The sequence below is a fragment of the Desulforamulus reducens MI-1 genome (genome assembly GCF_000016165.1).
GTDB lineage: Bacteria > Bacillota > Desulfotomaculia > Desulfotomaculales > Desulfotomaculaceae > Desulfotomaculum > Desulfotomaculum reducens.
The window spans coordinates 1,186,069-1,203,240 of sequence record NC_009253.1 but is presented as its reverse complement, the minus strand read 5'-3'; the positions used below and the strand labels follow the sequence as shown (position 1 = coordinate 1,203,240).

General features: G+C 41.5%; 21 protein-coding genes. 1 reads left to right on the top strand and 20 read right to left on the bottom strand.

Going from position 1 to position 17,172, the window contains the following annotated elements:
* Positions 1-54 precede the first annotated feature (54 nt).
* The 13 genes from lysA to DRED_RS06045 form a co-directional block, all read right to left on the bottom strand.
* Positions 55-1,398 (bottom strand): diaminopimelate decarboxylase, encoded by a 1,344-nt coding sequence (lysA, locus tag DRED_RS06095; protein WP_011877490.1) that lies wholly within the window; start codon positions 1,396-1,398, stop codon positions 55-57.
* A 316-nt stretch (positions 1,399-1,714) separates the two neighbouring features.
* Positions 1,715-1,882, bottom strand: a complete 168-nt coding sequence (locus DRED_RS06090) for a hypothetical protein (RefSeq protein ID WP_041274497.1) — start codon at positions 1,880-1,882, stop codon at positions 1,715-1,717.
* 578 nt (positions 1,883-2,460) lie between these two features.
* Positions 2,461-3,135, bottom strand: coding sequence for a deoxyribose-phosphate aldolase (deoC, locus tag DRED_RS06085; protein ID WP_041274826.1), 675 nt, complete (start codon positions 3,133-3,135; stop codon positions 2,461-2,463).
* Between the two features lie 31 nt (positions 3,136-3,166).
* Positions 3,167-3,427 carry a hypothetical protein gene (locus DRED_RS19015; protein ID WP_011877488.1) on the bottom strand — a complete coding sequence of 87 codons (261 nt, stop codon included), beginning with the start codon at positions 3,425-3,427 and terminating at the stop codon, positions 3,167-3,169.
* 149 nt (positions 3,428-3,576) lie between these two features.
* Complete coding sequence (locus DRED_RS19010) at positions 3,577-3,858, bottom strand: hypothetical protein (RefSeq protein WP_049755859.1); 282 nt, start codon at positions 3,856-3,858, stop codon at positions 3,577-3,579.
* Complete coding sequence (locus DRED_RS19745; protein WP_198006935.1) at positions 3,771-4,094, bottom strand: hypothetical protein; 324 nt, start codon at positions 4,092-4,094, stop codon at positions 3,771-3,773. The genes DRED_RS19010 and DRED_RS19745 overlap by 88 nt, the downstream gene beginning before the upstream one ends.
* A gap of 5 nt (positions 4,095-4,099) precedes the next feature.
* Positions 4,100-4,360, bottom strand: coding sequence for an FGGY family carbohydrate kinase (locus DRED_RS17845; protein WP_274376916.1), 261 nt, complete (start codon positions 4,358-4,360; stop codon positions 4,100-4,102).
* A 77-nt stretch (positions 4,361-4,437) separates the two neighbouring features.
* Complete coding sequence (locus tag DRED_RS06070; protein ID WP_011877487.1) at positions 4,438-5,361, bottom strand: sugar-binding transcriptional regulator; 924 nt, start codon at positions 5,359-5,361, stop codon at positions 4,438-4,440.
* 187 nt (positions 5,362-5,548) lie between these two features.
* Positions 5,549-5,821, bottom strand: a complete 273-nt coding sequence (locus DRED_RS06065; protein WP_156779724.1) for a hypothetical protein — start codon at positions 5,819-5,821, stop codon at positions 5,549-5,551.
* Between the two features lie 107 nt (positions 5,822-5,928).
* Entirely contained in the window at positions 5,929-8,103 is a 2,175-nt protein-coding gene (locus tag DRED_RS06060; RefSeq protein ID WP_011877485.1) for a Tex family protein, read from the bottom strand.
* Positions 8,104-8,305: 202 nt separating this feature from the next.
* Positions 8,306-9,289, bottom strand: coding sequence for an acyl-CoA dehydratase activase (locus DRED_RS06055; RefSeq protein WP_011877484.1), 984 nt, complete (start codon positions 9,287-9,289; stop codon positions 8,306-8,308).
* A complete protein-coding gene (locus tag DRED_RS06050; RefSeq protein WP_011877483.1) occupies positions 9,289-10,389 on the bottom strand; it encodes a hypothetical protein in 1,101 nt (366 codons plus the stop codon). Before DRED_RS06050 ends, DRED_RS06055 begins: the two co-directional genes overlap by 1 nt.
* Positions 10,386-11,366 carry an acyl-CoA dehydratase activase-related protein gene (locus tag DRED_RS06045; protein WP_041274494.1) on the bottom strand — a complete coding sequence of 327 codons (981 nt, stop codon included), beginning with the start codon at positions 11,364-11,366 and terminating at the stop codon, positions 10,386-10,388. Before DRED_RS06045 ends, DRED_RS06050 begins: the two co-directional genes overlap by 4 nt.
* A gap of 145 nt (positions 11,367-11,511) precedes the next feature.
* On the opposite strand from DRED_RS06045, the gene DRED_RS06040 reads away from it, so the two are divergent.
* Entirely contained in the window at positions 11,512-11,751 is a 240-nt protein-coding gene (locus DRED_RS06040) for a hypothetical protein (protein ID WP_011877481.1), read from the top strand.
* Between the two features lie 25 nt (positions 11,752-11,776).
* Here DRED_RS06040 and DRED_RS19520 read toward each other — a convergent pair whose 3' ends face one another.
* The 7 genes from DRED_RS19520 to nrfD form a co-directional block, all read right to left on the bottom strand.
* On the bottom strand, positions 11,777-11,911 hold the full coding sequence (locus DRED_RS19520) for a hypothetical protein (protein WP_274376907.1): 135 nt from the start codon (positions 11,909-11,911) through the stop codon (positions 11,777-11,779).
* Between the two features lie 37 nt (positions 11,912-11,948).
* Positions 11,949-12,095, bottom strand: a complete 147-nt coding sequence (locus tag DRED_RS18635) for a hypothetical protein (RefSeq protein ID WP_156779608.1) — start codon at positions 12,093-12,095, stop codon at positions 11,949-11,951.
* A gap of 239 nt (positions 12,096-12,334) precedes the next feature.
* Entirely contained in the window at positions 12,335-12,433 is a 99-nt protein-coding gene (locus tag DRED_RS18630; protein WP_156779607.1) for a MetS family NSS transporter small subunit, read from the bottom strand.
* Entirely contained in the window at positions 12,423-13,931 is a 1,509-nt protein-coding gene (locus DRED_RS06035; RefSeq protein ID WP_011877480.1) for a sodium-dependent transporter, read from the bottom strand. Before DRED_RS06035 ends, DRED_RS18630 begins: the two co-directional genes overlap by 11 nt.
* Before the next feature lie 337 nt (positions 13,932-14,268).
* Positions 14,269-15,045 carry a twin-arginine translocase subunit TatC gene (gene tatC, locus DRED_RS06030; RefSeq protein ID WP_011877479.1) on the bottom strand — a complete coding sequence of 259 codons (777 nt, stop codon included), beginning with the start codon at positions 15,043-15,045 and terminating at the stop codon, positions 14,269-14,271.
* 110 nt (positions 15,046-15,155) lie between these two features.
* On the bottom strand, positions 15,156-15,965 hold the full coding sequence (locus tag DRED_RS06025; protein WP_011877478.1) for a formate dehydrogenase accessory protein FdhE: 810 nt from the start codon (positions 15,963-15,965) through the stop codon (positions 15,156-15,158).
* A gap of 24 nt (positions 15,966-15,989) precedes the next feature.
* Entirely contained in the window at positions 15,990-17,150 is a 1,161-nt protein-coding gene (gene nrfD, locus DRED_RS06020) for an NrfD/PsrC family molybdoenzyme membrane anchor subunit (protein WP_011877477.1), read from the bottom strand.
* Between the last annotated feature and the right edge of the window lie 22 nt (positions 17,151-17,172).

Sequence of the window (17,172 nt, the reverse complement as noted above, 5' to 3'; positions counted from 1 at the left end):
GTAACCGCCAAGAAAAAAGCACCCCCGTAGGGTGCTGTAATTACCTTGCCTTGTTTACCGCGAAGAAGAGGCTAATTTAATCCGGGAGTTGCATAGCCGTTGGGGCATCACATCATTACGAATGATATCTGCATAATCTTCCCGCTTTACAATCAAATCTGCTTTACCCTCACACACCAAAACCATTGCCGGACGGGGTAATCTATTGTAGTTCATAGACATGGAATAATTGTAGGCCCCGGTACAAGATATTGCCAAAATATCCCCAGTGGTTATTACCGGCAATTTAATGTCCCAGATCAACATATCTCCAGATTCACAACATTTCCCTGCAATAGAAACCTGCTCAATGGGTTCTTCATTCACACGGTTGGCTAAACAGGCTTCATATTTAGACTTATACAAAGCTGGACGAGGGTTGTCACTCATCCCACCGTCAACGGACACATACTTTCGAATGCCAGGAATGTCCTTAATAGCACCTATACGATACAATGTTGTTCCGGAAGGACCGGAAATGGACCTACCAGGTTCTACGATTACCTTGGGCGCAGGTATATCAAACTCAGCAGCCTTTGCCCTGACAGCACTCATTAAAATATCTGCGTATTCTTTTACGGAACGTGGATAATCTCCTTCGGAGTAGTAAATTCCTAAACCACCACCCAGATTAAGCTCTTCCGCCAAATAGCCCGTTTCTTGGAAAATTTTCTGGACAAAGTTCATCATTACTTCAGCAGCATGGGCATAGGATGCCAACTCAAAAATCTGTGATCCAATATGACAGTGGATACCCTTTAAAAGAATATTGGATAACTCCAGGCTACGCATTACAGCGGACATGGCCATACCATTTTCTATAGCCAAGCCGAATTTAGAGTCAATTTGGCCTGTCTTAATATATTCATGGGTATGAGCCTCTACCCCAGGACTTAAACGGAGAATAATGGATGCTTTCGTATCCTTTTCACCTGCAATAGCATTTAACAGTTCTAACTCATACAGGTTATCAACTACAATACGACCAACTTTATAATCCAATGCTAACCGTAATTCATCTGGTGATTTATTGTTGCCATGGAAGTATACCCGTTCCATTGGAAAACGTGCTTTGGCTGCTGTAAATAATTCTCCGCCGGATACCACATCCAAACCTAAACCCTCTTGTTCCACAATTGTACAAATGGCTAGGTTGCTTAACGTTTTACTTGCATAGATTACTTCCGTTCCGTATTCTTCGGTAAATGACCTGTAATAATTCTGGCAATTTTGCCTAAATAGTGCTTCATCTATGACATATAAAGGAGTTCCATACTTTTTTGCCAGTTCCACGGTATCACAACCGCCGATTTCTAAGTGACGCTTATCATTAAAACGCATAGTTCCTAGCAATCTCATTTGTTTCCCTCCTGAATTATAGTATCCATTTATGATTATCTCTGCCACAAAAAGGACGTTCCTTATTTTGGTAATTAATTCATAAAATAACGGCCTCAAGTATTTCTTGGGCCGCCGTTCTCCGCAAGAGGCATTAAAATTGTGGTAAATTATATCATAGTTAAAAAAAATGTGTCAATGCAAAGGCCTTTATAATGCTGTATACTTGGTAGGCGTTCCTTGGCAAATATGTATGGATAAAATTATTAATATTCTTTTAAATACAATAAAAAAAAAGGTTTCCTACTGCTTAGATGCAGTAAGAAAACCTATCGTATTAGTTGGATTTATCCACTGACTCTGCATTATCTTGGCTTCTTCTGGCATTGCGTTTTTTAGCAGCTTTGGTACCTGGTGCAATTTCTCCTGGTTTGCCGTACTTCGCCCAGATCTCTTTCAGTTCTTCGGAGGACAATACGTAATCACGAACGGTGTTATCAGACATTAAGAGCACCCCTCCCATGTTTTCTAACTAGACTACTAATTATATAAGAGAAATACCATAGAGGCAACCGGTAAATCCTAGTCTATATTCCTATTCATCCCAGTGCTCTTAAATGCACTGAATTTAATTCTGTATTCCCTATGATTGTTAGGTATCCCGTCTAAAAATGGTTAACTCATAAAATAGAAGAATCAGCAAAAAAGACATGGCCCCTTCTCGCAACCCTCTGACAGAACCATCGTCAGGCTAACCCGCAGCCAGTCCCCATTGATTCGTCGCTTGGCTCTCAAAAAGCAACCGCAATGTGCCCTAGGCTTATTGATAATGCCTCGGCTTGAAAAGATTGCCAAAAAAAACAAATTATGGTGAGGATAAAAACAACAACGTATCCTTTACTATCTCCTAGAAGGCTAATCACTCCCCCTCCCAATAGAGGGGCAATTATTCCCGCCAGAGCATTCGCAGCACCATTCCAACCAGAAAAGTGGTCTCGGTTTTGATTATTGGTCCACCTGATCCATTCGTTACTATCTCCTTACTAACAAAGCCATCACTGTTTAGTGATGGCCTTGTTAGGTTTATATACCCTTTAGTTCTTGGACAATAGCAACACCTGCACTGGCACCGATCCGACTGGCTCCAGCTTGCATCATAGCCAAGGCATCTCGAGCATTCTTGATGCCTCCAGAAGCCTTCACACCCAGATTGGGGCCAACAATTTGCCGCATCAAGGCAACATCCTCTGTGGTAGCACCACCGGACCCAAAGCCAGTACTGGTTTTCACAAAATGCGCACCGGCTTTCTTGGCTAGTTCACAGGCTTGGATTTTTTCCTCCTTGGTTAGGTAGCAAGTCTCAATGATAACTTTGGTAATGGCCTCAGGATTAACACTCTGGGCCGCTTCTACCACAGCCTTCATATCATTGAAAACGACTTCCGTCTGGCCGTCCTTTAGAGCGCCTACGTTGATGACCATATCCACTTCCTTCGCCCCATTTTGAACTGCCTCAACCGTCTCAGCTACTTTGGAAGCAGTGGTGGTGCTACCCAGAGGGAAACCAATCACAGTGCAGACTACAACTTCACTGTCTTTTAGTTGTTCTACTGCCAGAGGTACAAAAAATGGGTTTATACAGACAGAGGCAAAACCATATTCCTTTGCTTCCTGACAAAGCATTACAATATCTTTCTTACTGGCAACGGCTTTCAGTACTGTATGGTCAATCATTTTTGCCAGCTCTTTTGCGTTCATAGACAATTTTGCTACCTCCTTATTATCCTACTTATTTACCTGCAGCAAATACAAGCTTATCATTTACCAATTGAGCTGCATTATCCTTGGTAATGGGCTGAGTCCCCGCATCGATAAATTTAGGATATTTCTTTCCTTCTAATACGCCCAAAGCAGTTTCAACAGCCATTTTACCTAATAATTGGGGATCGTTTTTTTGTTGATTACCACCACTCAAGTTTTTTACTGGTGTCTTGACGGAAGGTGTGACAACTCTCAATTTTTTCACGTGTTGATAAACAATATCCATCATGCTAGAACATTTTAATATTACAAATTTTCCAATCAACCAAACAACCGTATTTCTTTGGGTACTTGCCCAAGTAAATATTTTCAGCCACGGATAGGTTCGGCATCAGCGATAACTCTTGATAGATAATGGATATTCCTAGCCTGTTGCTACTAAAATCCTGGGCAAAAAATTGGCTTGGGGGTATGGGCCAGATGAACAAAACTAGTACCCATGATAATACTCATCTGACCATGTTCCACCACACCCATACCCAACATGTCGATATGGGCATTAATACCACCTTGAAAAACTGGTATCCCCGTCGGTAGGCCAGTCTCTTCCGCTGCTGCAATGGTTACTTTCCCTACCAGTTTGCCAACAGGAACAACATTAATGGGCAGTTTTTTTGGAAATCCCCCAATCCAATTTCCTTCATAAAATCTATTGACCAACCGCCCTCGATATCTACATAATTCCACTTACAGGTGACTGTACATCGGGAAGATACCCATTTACCGGTAAACTGATAATTTAGCCAATCCTGTTTCTCGATAATTAAATAGCAATTCTGATAAATCTCGGGACGATGATTCTTAAACCACAAAACCTTAGGTATCATCCATTCCACTGAATCGGATCCACCAGAATATTTTAGACATTGATGTGCAGAACGGTTAACCTTTTCCATTTCCCTTACCGCCCTGTTATCCACCAGAGAATGGCCTCAGTCAATGGATTTCCTGCCTCATCCACTGCCAATACGGTGGATGAGGTGGAACAAATGGTTAAACCAGCAATTCTGTTAATATCTTGAACCGTAGTACGACAACAAGCTAATGCTTTTTTGAAGGCCTGCCACCATTTAGAGGGGCTTTGCTCTGCCCAACCTGGTTGCGGGTAAACAGTGGGATATTCAGCAAAGGACATCCCTACCAAACTATCATCTGTGTTAATATGGCCACCCGTACTCCCTGGGTACCAAAGTCCGTGCCTAGGAGAAGTTTTTTTGCATTTTTAGCATCTCCTTTAGGTTAATTTATCAGTTCCAAACATTTTTGTGCTGCTGCTTCATCGATAAAAAGTGTATTGACATATTTGCCGCGAAGGGCTCCGATAATTGCCGCTGCCTTTTCTTCTCCATTAGCCACAGCAATGGAATATTCCTTATTGGCTAATTCCTCAAGGCCAATGCCCACGGTTCTTTGATTTAACTCTTCATCCACAATACTGCCATCCAGACGGAAAAACCGTGAACAGATATCTCCCACTGCTCCCTTTGCTAGTAATTCGTCATATTTGCCTTTTTTGAAATAACCAGCCTCTACTAATACAGAATCATAACTTGCCCGCCCAATACCAAACAAAGCAATCCTAGCCTGTTTTGCAAGGATCATGGCTTGTTTTACATTTGAATCATTTACGATGGCTGTTGCTAATTCGATACTATCTACGATGGTAGGCACTGGTAACATATAGGGAGTAGCCTGAAAGGCATGGACAAAGCCCTCAACAATGATGCCAGATTGGGATGCCAAGTAATTCTTGGTTACACCTCCATTTAATTGGACCACAGTAATATCTTTGCCCTCCACGGTACTTAATTGTTTAGTCACAAAGGGTAAGGTTGTTCCCCAAGAGACACCAAGAACATCATTTTTCTGGATAATTTCATGCAAAAAATTAGCAACGGCCTTCCCAAGATCATTTCGTACCGCATCAGGATGGTCCACGATCACAGGTACAACAACAACTTTTTTCAAACCAAAATGATTACTTAACTCCTTCGCCAATTCACGGACCTCTTGTTGTGGATAAACCACCTTAATTTCTACGATACCTTCCTTGTGGGCTTTATCTAAAAGACGGCTTACCTTTGCCTTTGAAAGGCCCTCCATCTTAGCAATTTCTTCTTGTTTATAGCCAAATTCGTAATATAACCTGGCTATTTTGACCAACTGTTTGATGTCGATAATCTCGCCCCCTTAACCGTGAGATTTTTGCGACTTTTTGTGATGTTTTGCAACTTTTTAAACCTTTGAAATAATTATTCTTTGCTGGTTTTATTTTTCCTTCTTTTTTTGAAAAAAATTTTACTTACGTGAAATTAATTTCACTCTGCACCACATAATAATAAACACCTTCCTACATATCGCAGGAAGGTGTTTTGGGTTGACCGTGACTCAGGCCACAGGTACCGCTATTTAAATAAAGTATCCAGCGTTTCGCCTGATGGACCCTTTTTTCCAGATTTTCAACCAGTGGTAATAAATCCTCGTTGCTGTAATTGCCCTGAGGTTGTTGATTAAATACATCCCTAAGTACCATTTCAATTTGCTCGGCACTATATCCCAAGGCCTGCATAGAAAGCATAGCCCTTTCAATTCTCCATAACAATTCTCTTCGGTCAGTTAACATCTCCACGACCTACCCTTCTTTTGAAGGTTATAGTATATTTTAATGATTATATTATACATAATTTTCGCTAATATTAAAATATTATTTGTTATGGAGATTTAATTTGGTTAAGGATTTTGTGGCAATCTTTCTTTCATAGTTAAGGAAACCCTTCCCCGTTCAATATCCACCGCGAGAACCCATACATTGATTACATCCCCTACGGAAACGATATCCAAGGGATGACGAAAACGGCGATCTGTCATTTCACTGCGATGCACCAAACCGTCATTCTTTAGACCAACATCCACAAAAACTCCAAAATCCACTACATTTCTTACAGTACCTTTAAGTTCCATACCTGCCTGCAGATCTTCAATCTTTAGAATATTACTGCGGAAAAGGGGACCCGGCAGATCTTCCCGAGGGTCTCTCCCAGGACGCAGCAGCCCGTCAATAATATCCCTTAGGGTGGGCACACCGGTTTCCAATCGTTCTGCTGTTTTCTCCATGTCCAGTTGTTTAAGCTTTTCTTTCAGTTCAGAACTGCCAATATCCCTTTCGGAACTGCTAATTTCTTTTAACAACTTCTTTACCACTGGATAGGATTCCGTGTGAATCCCAGTTTTATCAAGGGCATTGCTGCCGTCCATAATACGAAGGAAACCTACGCTTTGTTCAAAGGCCTTGGGTCCCAAGCGAGGAACTTTCTTCAACTGAGTCCTTTCAATAAATTTTCCATTTTCTTCACGGTAATGCACAATATTATTGGCCACTGTTGAATTAATGCCAGACACATAGGATAAAAGTGAAGCTGAAGCGGTGTTGAGATCAACCCCTACCATATTTACTGCTGACTCAACAACACCCTTTAGGCTTTCTTCTAAGCGCTTGGGAGCTACATCATGTTGATATTGGCCCACTCCAATGGATCTGGGCTCAATCTTTACCAACTCAGCCAGCGGGTCCTGAAGTCTGCGTCCAATAGATACGGCACTGCGTTGGGCAACATCCAGCCCTGGGAATTCCTTGGCAGCTAACTCTGATGCAGAGTAGACACTGGCTCCTGCTTCATTCACAATGATATATTGCAACTTTTGCCAGCCTTTGTCTTGTATCAACTCAGCTACAAACTGCTCGGTTTCTCTGGATGCTGTACCATTACCAATGGCAATGATGTCGATTTCATACTTGTCCACCAACCGGCTTATTTCAGCCCTGGCCTCCTGAATTTTTTTCTGAGGAGGCGTCGGGTAGATGACGCCCACTTCCAATAATTTGCCTGTGTTATCAACCACCGCCCATTTGCAGCCTGTACGATAAGCAGGATCCAACCCCAACACAATCTTATCTTTCACAGGAGGTTGCAATAATAGCTGCTTTAAGTTTTTAGAGAATACAGAAATAGCCTGTTCCTCTGCCGACTCCGTTAATTGATTACGAATATCTCTTTCCACAGCAGGGGCCAACAATCTTCGGTAGCCATCCCTTATGGCCTCTTGGAGTATCTCCCCTACTCCGGATTTCATCGAGATCCAACGTCGGTTTAGGTTCTCCATTACGGTCTCTTCTGAAACTTCTATTTTTACCTTTAGGATTTCTTCCTTTTCTCCTCGGTTAATCGCTAGCACTCGGTGAGGTGGCACTGTTTTAACGGGTTCTCTGTGTTCATAATACATTCGGTAGACACCCCGCTGATCCGCCTCCTGATTCTTTACCTCTGTTACTAATTCGCCTCGCTGATAAGTAAACCCTCTCAGCCAGCCACGGGTATCGGGATCATCCGAAATAGTTTCTGCAATGATATCCATGGCACCCTGCAGTGCTTCCTCAGCACAATTTACCCCTATTTCTGGGTTCAGGTATTTTGTTGCCTCTTCTAATGGTTGTACCCCGGAAGTTGCCATAAACAACCATTGGGCCAGCGGTTCCAATCCCCTTTCCCTGGCCACGCTGGCCCTTGTTTTCCTTTTGGGGCGATATGGCTGATATAAATCTTCCACCGCTGTCACTGACTCAGCAGCCACTATCTTTGCCCTGAGTTCCTCTGTAAGTTTCCCCTGTTCTTCTATAGAATGAAGTACTTCTTCTTTTCTCTTTTCTAGGTTGCGCAGGGATGTTAATCGTTCAAAAACCTTTCTAATTTGAACTTCATCCAGTTCGCCGGTCATTTCCTTACGATATCGTGCTATAAAGGGGACTGTGTTTCCATCATCCAGTAATTTGGCGGTCTGTTCCACTTGACTCTCTCTAATGGCTAATTCCCTCGCAATTTGTGCGTTCAGGTTTGACTTCTTTTGCATTGATTTATTCCCCTAACTCTTAAATTTATCTTAGACCTAAGTTTTTTCGACATCACACCTACGGCATCCTCCCAATAATAGGAACCTAAAAGGAATCTTTTCCATAAAATGTATTCATGATGAAAGGAGGGATTTCATTATCTCCGTTTACTCTAGATAATGAAATCCCTCTTCCTACTTTTTTAGTAATATTTTATAATCATCAACAACTTCTGGAGGCTTCTCTGGTTGCCAGGGCATTGGACCACTTACCACAGCGATCTCCCCAGCGGGCAATGATCTTGCCCTGTTCCGCCATTTCGATTACTTCACAAAGATTAGGACAACCATCACATTCAAAACTGCCAGCCTTATATTCCATATCGGCTACACCAAAGCCCTTGAATTGAGTAGGAACCCCCTTGGAAACTGCATCTTTGGCAAGCATGGCCGCACCTACGGCACCCATCACATTAAAGTATTTTGGTATCTGCACTTCTAGACCTAGAGCCCTTTCAAAGGCCTTTCTCATTCCAGCATTGGCTGCAACGCCGCCCTGAAAGACCACTGGGCCTAAAATTTCCTTACCCTTGCCAACGTTATTTAAATAATTTCTTACTAAGGCTTCACATAGTCCTGCTAAAATATTGTCAAGATTGTAACCCATCTGTTGTTTATGAATCATATCGGACTCAGCAAAAACGGCACAACGACCGGCAATACGTACAGGTGTCGAACCTCGGAGTGCAATATCCCCAAACTCTTCAATGGCAATATTTAGCCGGCTGGCCTGCTGATCGAGAAAGCTTCCTGTCCCCGCAGCACAAACCGTATTCATGGCAAAATCTGTAACAACACCATTTCGGAGAATAATAATTTTACTGTCCTGACCGCCGATTTCCAATACCGATTGAACACCTGGGACTAGGTGAGACGCAGCAACTGCGTGTGCTGTAATCTCATTTTTTATTGCATCTGCTCCCACCACAATACCTGTAAGTTGTCGACCACTTCCCGTGGTCCCTACCCCTCTAACCACCACCTTAGCGGGTAGCTTTTCTTTAATTTGTCCCAGACCCTTTTGAACCGTAGCCACTGGTTGCCCATTGGTACGGAGATACAAGCTTTCTAAGACATTGGTTTGTTCATCCATAAATACAATGTTTGTACTAACGGAGCCAACATCAATTCCCAGATAACCTTTCACTAGGATGTTAATGCCTCCTTCTGTTCATTTCGTCTTTGCAATAAGTCAACAAATGCTTCTAATCTTGTAACCATGCCGGCTTCACCACTGTGTTCGTCCATGATTAACGTCATCACTGGTAAACCGGTGTCCCCACTGACGCTTGGTAAAATACTTTGTGCCACAATTTCTGGCATACATGTAAAAGGTAAAATCTGTAAAGCGCCATCAAAACCCTGCTGCCCATACCATACAGCAGCCCCAATGGTTTCCTGTCCGTGTCCACCCACAAAATGATTCAAATACGGAGAAGCCACTTTAATAAATCGTTTGCTACTGGGCGCATTTCTAATCAAACCCATAAATAAGTGATCATTGATCCACTCACTTAACATCATCGACCTATCCACTTCAACCCCTAAGTTACCCAAATGTCGCTCTATATTACCATTGGCAAAGGGTTCTAATAACGTGTATATTTCTCCTATTAGGGCCACTTTCAAAACCGGGCGATTGATATCTATAGATATACTTTCCATGATTTCTCGGGATTTCTCCTCAGCAGTGGTTAACTCCTGGGGGGTCTGGGCGCTGTCTATTTCATGGATGGCTTGTTTGAGGGCTCTGTCTGTTGCACCCCTTATCAACTCTCTGGGACGTTTTTGGAAAGAACTCTTTTCTACCTGATCCACAGCCCTTGCCTTGAGATAACCAAATCTTAATGCTTTTATCACCTTAACCCATGGTTGATTGCCGGTAATTTTTTTAATGCGACCCAACAGTTCCCCAATATGTTTTTCCGGTGGTTCCAACACCACTAAATTAAAATGTACTTGTAAATCTTTTAAAATCTCATTTTCAACATAGGCATAATAACCAAAACGACAAGGCCCGCATCCGCCTGCCATCATAATAGTGTCTGCCCCAATTTCCCTTGCCTCAATAAAATTCCCCACATTTAGTTTTAAAGGTAAACAGGCAAACTCAGGACAATGTTTCACTCCTAGGTTCAAAGTTCTTTTACTACAGGGAGGTGGCGGCACCACCTCAATGCCCAGATATTCTAACATTCCTTTAAGGGATATGTACATGTATCCCATGTGCGGGAAGGTTACCTTCATACAATCGCCCTCCGCCACCGCATCATGTCTAAGAAAGCTTCTACCCTGGTAACGATTCCCGCTTCTCCTGTATGTTCATCTAAATTAATGTTCATGAATGGCATTTTTCCTTCTCTCCGAATAAATCGTTCAATTAATTCACCTGTCATTGAATCTGGCCCACAGGCAAAGGCAGCCACATGGATTATACCATCCACCATTCCCTTTTCATGATAATATAAAGCCCCACCGGTCACTCTTCTTGAAAGTGTCCAGAATAACTTTTTGGGAAGTTGTTTAACACCCTGATTAATCATTTGTTCCGTTAGGTTATCTGCAGTTAACACTTGAACCCCTAAATTTTTTAATCTGTTTATTATATTCATACTGATAAAAGGATCGTAAATGTTGTAGGGATGACCGATAACAGCCACTGTTAGGTCTGTGTCAGAGACTTTGTCCTTGCGTTCTTTTCCATCCAATACGGATATGGCTTCATCAGGTAGCAAACCTTGTTCCAGCAATCTTAGATATCCTTTGTGTTTATATTGGCCCTGCCAAAATGCCAGCCTAGATTTAACGGACCCTTTTCCAATAGCTGTTCCAACTTCTCGAGCAAAAATACCAGCATCACTTTTCCTCTTCCTCAAATTAATGTTAGTATCCATGATCATGGGCAGATTTTTGATATTTTGTCGCACCATGTCTGGAAATCCTAGAAACTTTGGACAAATATATTCCTGTTTTGCTACACTCACTATTCTAGGTAGAAATATTATATCTACTCCTTTATCGGCAAGGTTTTGCACATGACCAAAGGCTAATTTTATTGGTAAGCAGGCTTCATCCACACAATGCTCTAGCCCTCTTGTCAGAATTTCTTTAGTTGTACGGTCAGAAACAACCACTTCCGCACCCAGTTGTTCCAAAAATTCTTTCCACAGGGGAAAGTAATAATAATAAAACAAAGCCCTAGGTATACCCACCCGAACAGGCATCATCAATCCCTCCTTTACAACAAATCCATCCTGTAGTATTGGCAAATTTTCACTTGCATATGCTTTTTTAATAAAAAGTTGCTATAATCTATTTAGATTATTTAATGAAACATATTCCAAAAACTGATTTAGGGGAGGGTATCCAATGGGTTGTAGCTCTTGTGGTTCCGGTGGACTGGGTGGTATCTCCGTAGGAAGTAGTGATACCATTACAGAGTTAATCAGGGTTATTGGTTTGGATGAGGCCAACAAGATGTTGGCAAAAGACTATGTTTTTGTCAGTATGTATTTTAATCAGACTGAACAGCAGGAAATTTATATCCTATCCCGGGTAAAACCTACCAAAAAAACTGGAAAAACCATCGGATTTATACCCAGAGATTAAGGCCGGGATAACCCCGGCCTTAACTTTATTTCAGTTTATTTTTTTTACTTTCTTTGGGCTGTTCCGTTAAACCCAGCTCAGTACCTAACTCCTCCATCATATTCCCCGTCTTGTTCACTGTACCTTGTAACATTTCTTGGTTTTTACCTCTTTTAGCCAATGTTTATCCCTCCGTTTTAGTTTATTAGGAATCAGGGTTACTGTTTTGAGTCCATCTTGTGTGAGGGTTTAACATCAATACCAATTTCCTTTGACAACTCCTCTGCACTTCGGGCATTATAATTCCCACTGGATGTCATGGTACTGGTGTTAAAGGCTCTTTGTTTATCTGCCTTAATTTCCATCTTAACCCTCCTATCTAAACTAGATCCAGTTATAGTGTGATCATTTTAAAAAAAGATTATGTTTATCAGTAACTGGAATGATTTGTAATTCTAATATTAAATTTTAAAATTTCTTTGACACACCCTGAAGGGCATAAGCAGATAGGGCCTTAGTTTGCCCTTATATCGAGAAGTTTTTATACTTTCTGATCTGCTAAAAAAATTAAGAAGTCCTGATATTCCAGGACTTCTTACACACATTAGAATTTTCTTTTCATGGCCATAGTTAGAAAATAGGCTGCACCACCCCAAAGTAAAACCATAGCCAGGACCATCATAAATATCGCACTACCTGTCAAGTGTTACGCCCCCTTTAACCAGAGATTGTTCATCTCTCCATTTTACGGAAGCCATTAGGAATCCACCAACCATTATCACAATCATCAAAAACCAACCGAGCCAGAATAAGGCGTCCTGGGGATAACCTTCATAGGGTTTCTGCAAGTCTGCAATTAAAGTCATGATTCCTGTGTAACCTGCAACCAGTGGAGTAACTATTTTAATTGAGAAGATCCACCAGTTACCAATCTTAAAGTCGGAAATTGGGTTTACATGATCTTTAATGGATTTTAGATTAAACATCCAACCAATTAGCAGAACTTCTAATAAACCGCCAAATACAATGCCAAAGTTATTGACAAAGTGGTCAACAATATCGAGAATGTATAGACCCGCACCCGTTGCAAACAACAGGCTGCATACTGCAGCAGTTCCGGTATATAGAACAGTTGCCTTCTTTCGCCCTAGATCGAATTTATCCATAATAGCAGAAATGGCTGCTTCGTTAATAGAAATTAATGAAGTTATTCCAGCAAAGGTCAATGCTAGGAAGAACAGCACTCCAAAAATAGGAGCAGCACTACCTAATGTACTAATGGCTGCTGGGAAGGTAATAAAAGCCAGACCAACACCGGCACCCGCAACTTCACTTACTGGAACACCTTGAGTTAAAGCCATGTGGCCAAGAATACTGAATACTGCCATACCAGCTAACAAACTAAAACTACAGTTGGTTAAACAGGTTGTAAAAGCATTGCCTACAACGTCAGAATTTTTTGGAAGATAACTAGAATAAGTAATCATAATTGCAAATGCAATACTTAAATCAAAGAAAATTTGACCATAGGCGGCAGTCCAAACCTTAAAGTCTGTTAATCTGCTAAAATCAGGTTCGAATAAGAAATTTAAGCCAGCCGCTGCCCCAGGCAAAGTCACTCCGCGAATTGCAATGATTACGACCATAAAAAATAAAATAGGAATCAGTACCTTAGCTACTCTTTCAATACCAGACTTTACCCCAGTGTAGATAGAAATAAAAGCAATAACCCAAGCAAGGGCCAATGGCAATAAAATTTGTGTATTAATTCCACCTAATTCAAATGGTCCACCAGTTAACTGTAGGTAATTACCGAAGAAAAAGTCTTTTGGAGCATCTCCCCAGGCTTGTGTAATAGAGAAACCAGTAAAGGAAATGGCCCAAGCAATAACCACAACATAATATACAGCGATGAAAAAACATACTAAAATTTGCCACCAACCCAGCCATTCCCACTTACGATTTATACGTGCAAAGGTAAGGGGAGCGCCTCCACGGTACTTGTGTCCAATACCAAATTCCAAAATCATAATGGGAATTCCTGCAGTTAACAGAGCAAATAAGTAACAAAGAAAAAAGATACCACCGCCGTTATCAGCGGCCATGTAAGGAAATCTCCATATGTTCCCTAAGCCTACGGCAGATCCCACTGCCGCCATGATGAAGCCAAATCTACTTCCCCATTGTTCACGTTGTCCCACCTAACATTCCTCCTAAAAACAAACTAAAACCACTAATGATTATTTCTATAAATTGTATAACTAAGGGACATCCCCCCTTTTAGAAAATGTTTATTTACTGTACATTTGTTTATATATTTAATTTCTACACTTTTTAAAAAATACCTTTTCGTTGTTATGTACAGATAGCTGACATATACAAAAATTTTTGTATATTTTTATGTCCGGATTGCTGACACCAGGAAGGGAGGGTTCCCTTGTATAAGGTTAAAAATATAAAAAGCCAATAAAAAAGACCTCTATGGTCTCTTTTATTGGCTTAGCACTACTTGTCTAATCTTTACCTTTGGTGTTAATGTTATTCTTCTTGCTCAGTCTCTGGGATCTGATCCTCTTGGGCTTGTTTTTTCGCTTTACGTTTCTTTGACCATTCTACAACTTTAACAATTGTTACGCCCACTTCAAATAGTAAATACATTGGTGTAGCCATCATTAAAGGTGTAATAATATCTGGTGAAGGAACCAGAACCGCCCCTGCCACAACCGATATCAAAATAGCCATTTTTCGTTTTTTAACCATCCACTGATAGTTAATAACTCCCAGTTGGGCTAATAGGAAAACTGCCAAAGGAAGTTCAAAAATTACCCCAAAGGGCAAGATAAACATCATGGCAAAGGAAACATAATTTCCGATCGTTAACATAGGTAAAAGCTCTTCCCCACCGAAATGGAGCAAAAACTTAACTCCTATATTAAATACCGTATAAAAGGCAAACAAGATACCTCCGATAAAGAATACGTAGGATATGATGACAAAAATAGTAAAATAAATTTTTTCTACCTTGCGCAGTGCCGGCATAATAAAGGACCAGAATTGCCACAAAATAATGGGTAAAGCTGTCAGGAAACCCAAAAATACAGAGAGCTTAATCTTTGTCATTAAGGCTTCCATAATTCCGATATAATGCATTTTATTACCAGTGGCAAGAACAGGTTGCAGTATGATTTCCAGTATTTGATCACTAAAAAACCAACAGACCCCTGCCATAATAAAAGTAGCAATTAAAGATATGATTAGCACCCGGCGCAATTCTTCCAGATGCTCCATCATCGTTTGGTCATGTTCTTCTAACAAAGTAGTAACCTCCTTCTGTTCTGCAAAGAAAACTTGGCTTATGCCTTCGCCTAAAGGGCACGAGAGCCTTTAGGCGAAGGCATAAGCCTTTACACAACAAATTAGCCCTGTTAGGTTTGTTGCCGCCTATGGCCCCGCTGATAACCTTCAGCCTGGGCCAACCGATCTAACTCAACAGTGGCTAAATCTTCACAAAACAGATCCACTTCCCCGGCCAACCGCTCGTCCACCGTCTTCAAATAACTTTTACACCGTTCACATAAGTAGACCCGATATTGCTTAAAATCTTCCATTGTTATAAAGGTTGCCTGGGAAGCATTTTCTTCTTTGCAGTAGGGGCAACCCAGCCGCTTATAGCGCCATTCGGTCTCACATCGCCCACAATGAAGTATTCGATAGCCTTCTTTGCCGGAGAACTTGGCCATAATAGGTTGATCTCCACAAACGGGACAATGGCTATGGGACCATTTATCCAACTCAACTTTGTCTAGTACGGCCTCCCCATAGGCATTTAGAATGGGTTTAAAGGTAATTTGCGCTATAAAATCAAGAAACTCTGGGGATACATTTAGTCCTTTGATCCAAGCCTTGTTTCCTGCCACTTTAAATAATGCGTTTATAAACTCCTTCCTTTTGGAATCATTAAGTCTTTCTAGGTTGTTTATAAACTCATTAGTAACAGGCAGTGGTCCGACCTGCCATTTCTGACAGGCCCGGGCCACATTAATAAACCGATTAAATACAATTTCTTCTGGAATGTCCGGTGCCGCCAAAGAAAGAGCCGCTTCCCCTTGATACCACCGAATCACTTGTTCAGAGTCTAAATCTATTTTCCACTCTAATGCTTCAAATTCATTTTCTTGTTCCATTATATCTAGATAAAAGTTGGCTAATTTCTCTGCATTTTTCTTCGTTTCCATTAGAGCAGCTCCTTTGATATCCGTTTAAGCTATTACCTTGTGTTCCCCATGCTCCAAAATGTTAAAATTTTCAACGATAAAGCAATATACCAGGCAGCCGATGGCGACTAGACCAATACTCACAGACCATTCCATAATAGAAGGAAAGTACCATCCACCAATGGCAGCGGACATGCCGGTAAAGACAACGTTCATACGGTTAAATATTAGACCGCCGCTTACCAAGACACCAAAGGTAACAAGACCCCTACGGGTATTGCTCATACCACTGAAGGCAATAATTATCGGGATAATAATCCCCAGAATAATTTCCAGCAAGAACAAGTTCCCTTCTAAATTTCCCTCAAACATCAGGTTAAATACCCCACGGTTAGCCAAATCATAGAGCTTCAAACCAAGGTAAAGAACCATGAATACCCCGGATATCCTAACCAGACCCCGTAATACAGGAATGGGTACTTCGTGGTTAAAGGCTTTGCCAGCCAATGCTGTTTCAACACAAATCATGGCAGGCCCGACAAAGAAGGAAGACATTAAGAATAATAAGCCAATGTAGGGTGACCACCACAGAGGATAAAGTTTATCCACCATAATTAGGTAAAGTGCACCCAATGAAGATTGGTGTAGCGTCGGGAACACAATACCAATAATCATTAGTACCGGTAACGCTTTCTTAAAGGCCTCATGGTACTTAGTACCAACCTTTTCCGTCACAATTTCTCCAAACTCCAATACCTGAACGGTGGTGTAACAGGACACGCACCAGAACACTTCAAATAATACTGAAGAATGTCCCCAGGATACAAAGGGACGCCAAAAGTTAAACCACTGACCAATGTCCATAAAAAGCCCCGCCATGACTAACAGGTAACCCAGTAAGGAAGTTAACATGGCACTGCGAGCAATGGCATGGTACTTATTACGGTGCAGTACATGCACGATAATGGCTGTTCCGTAACCACCGCCAGCCAGAGCCACACCAGTCAGTACGTCAAACCCGATCCAAAGCCCCCAGGGCCATTTATCACTCAGGTTGGTGGAAGTACCCAGCCCTGTGGCTAGGCGGTACAGCATACACACTACGCCAAGGCCGGCCAATAAAAGTAATACTTTGCGGGCAGGTGTCATGGTAAACTTCCACTTATATTCAGCAATTTCTTTAAGCAATCCTTTATTTTCCGACATAATTTTCCCCCCCAATAACCAT

Coding starts and splice junctions, on each gene's coding strand:
- DRED_RS06025 (WP_011877478.1), bottom strand. CDS start 15,965: ATGGAAACGAAGAAAAATGCAGAGAAATTAGCCAACTTTTATCTAGAT.
- deoC (WP_041274826.1), bottom strand. CDS start 3,135: ATGAACGCAAAAGAGCTGGCAAAAATGATTGACCATACAGTACTGAAA.
- DRED_RS06040 (WP_011877481.1), top strand. CDS start 11,512: ATGGGTTGTAGCTCTTGTGGTTCCGGTGGACTGGGTGGTATCTCCGTA.
- DRED_RS19745 (WP_198006935.1), bottom strand. CDS start 4,094: ATGGAAAAGGTTAACCGTTCTGCACATCAATGTCTAAAATATTCTGGT.
- DRED_RS06050 (WP_011877483.1), bottom strand. CDS start 10,389: ATGAAGGTAACCTTCCCGCACATGGGATACATGTACATATCCCTTAAA.
- DRED_RS19015 (WP_011877488.1), bottom strand. CDS start 3,427: ATGATGGATATTGTTTATCAACACGTGAAAAAATTGAGAGTTGTCACA.
- DRED_RS06065 (WP_156779724.1), bottom strand. CDS start 5,821: ATGTTAACTGACCGAAGAGAATTGTTATGGAGAATTGAAAGGGCTATG.
- nrfD (WP_011877477.1), bottom strand. CDS start 17,150: ATGTCGGAAAATAAAGGATTGCTTAAAGAAATTGCTGAATATAAGTGG.
- DRED_RS06060 (WP_011877485.1), bottom strand. CDS start 8,103: ATGCAAAAGAAGTCAAACCTGAACGCACAAATTGCGAGGGAATTAGCC.
- DRED_RS06045 (WP_041274494.1), bottom strand. CDS start 11,366: ATGCCTGTTCGGGTGGGTATACCTAGGGCTTTGTTTTATTATTATTAC.
- lysA (WP_011877490.1), bottom strand. CDS start 1,398: ATGAGATTGCTAGGAACTATGCGTTTTAATGATAAGCGTCACTTAGAA.
- DRED_RS06090 (WP_041274497.1), bottom strand. CDS start 1,882: ATGTCTGATAACACCGTTCGTGATTACGTATTGTCCTCCGAAGAACTG.
- DRED_RS18635 (WP_156779608.1), bottom strand. CDS start 12,095: ATGGAAATTAAGGCAGATAAACAAAGAGCCTTTAACACCAGTACCATG.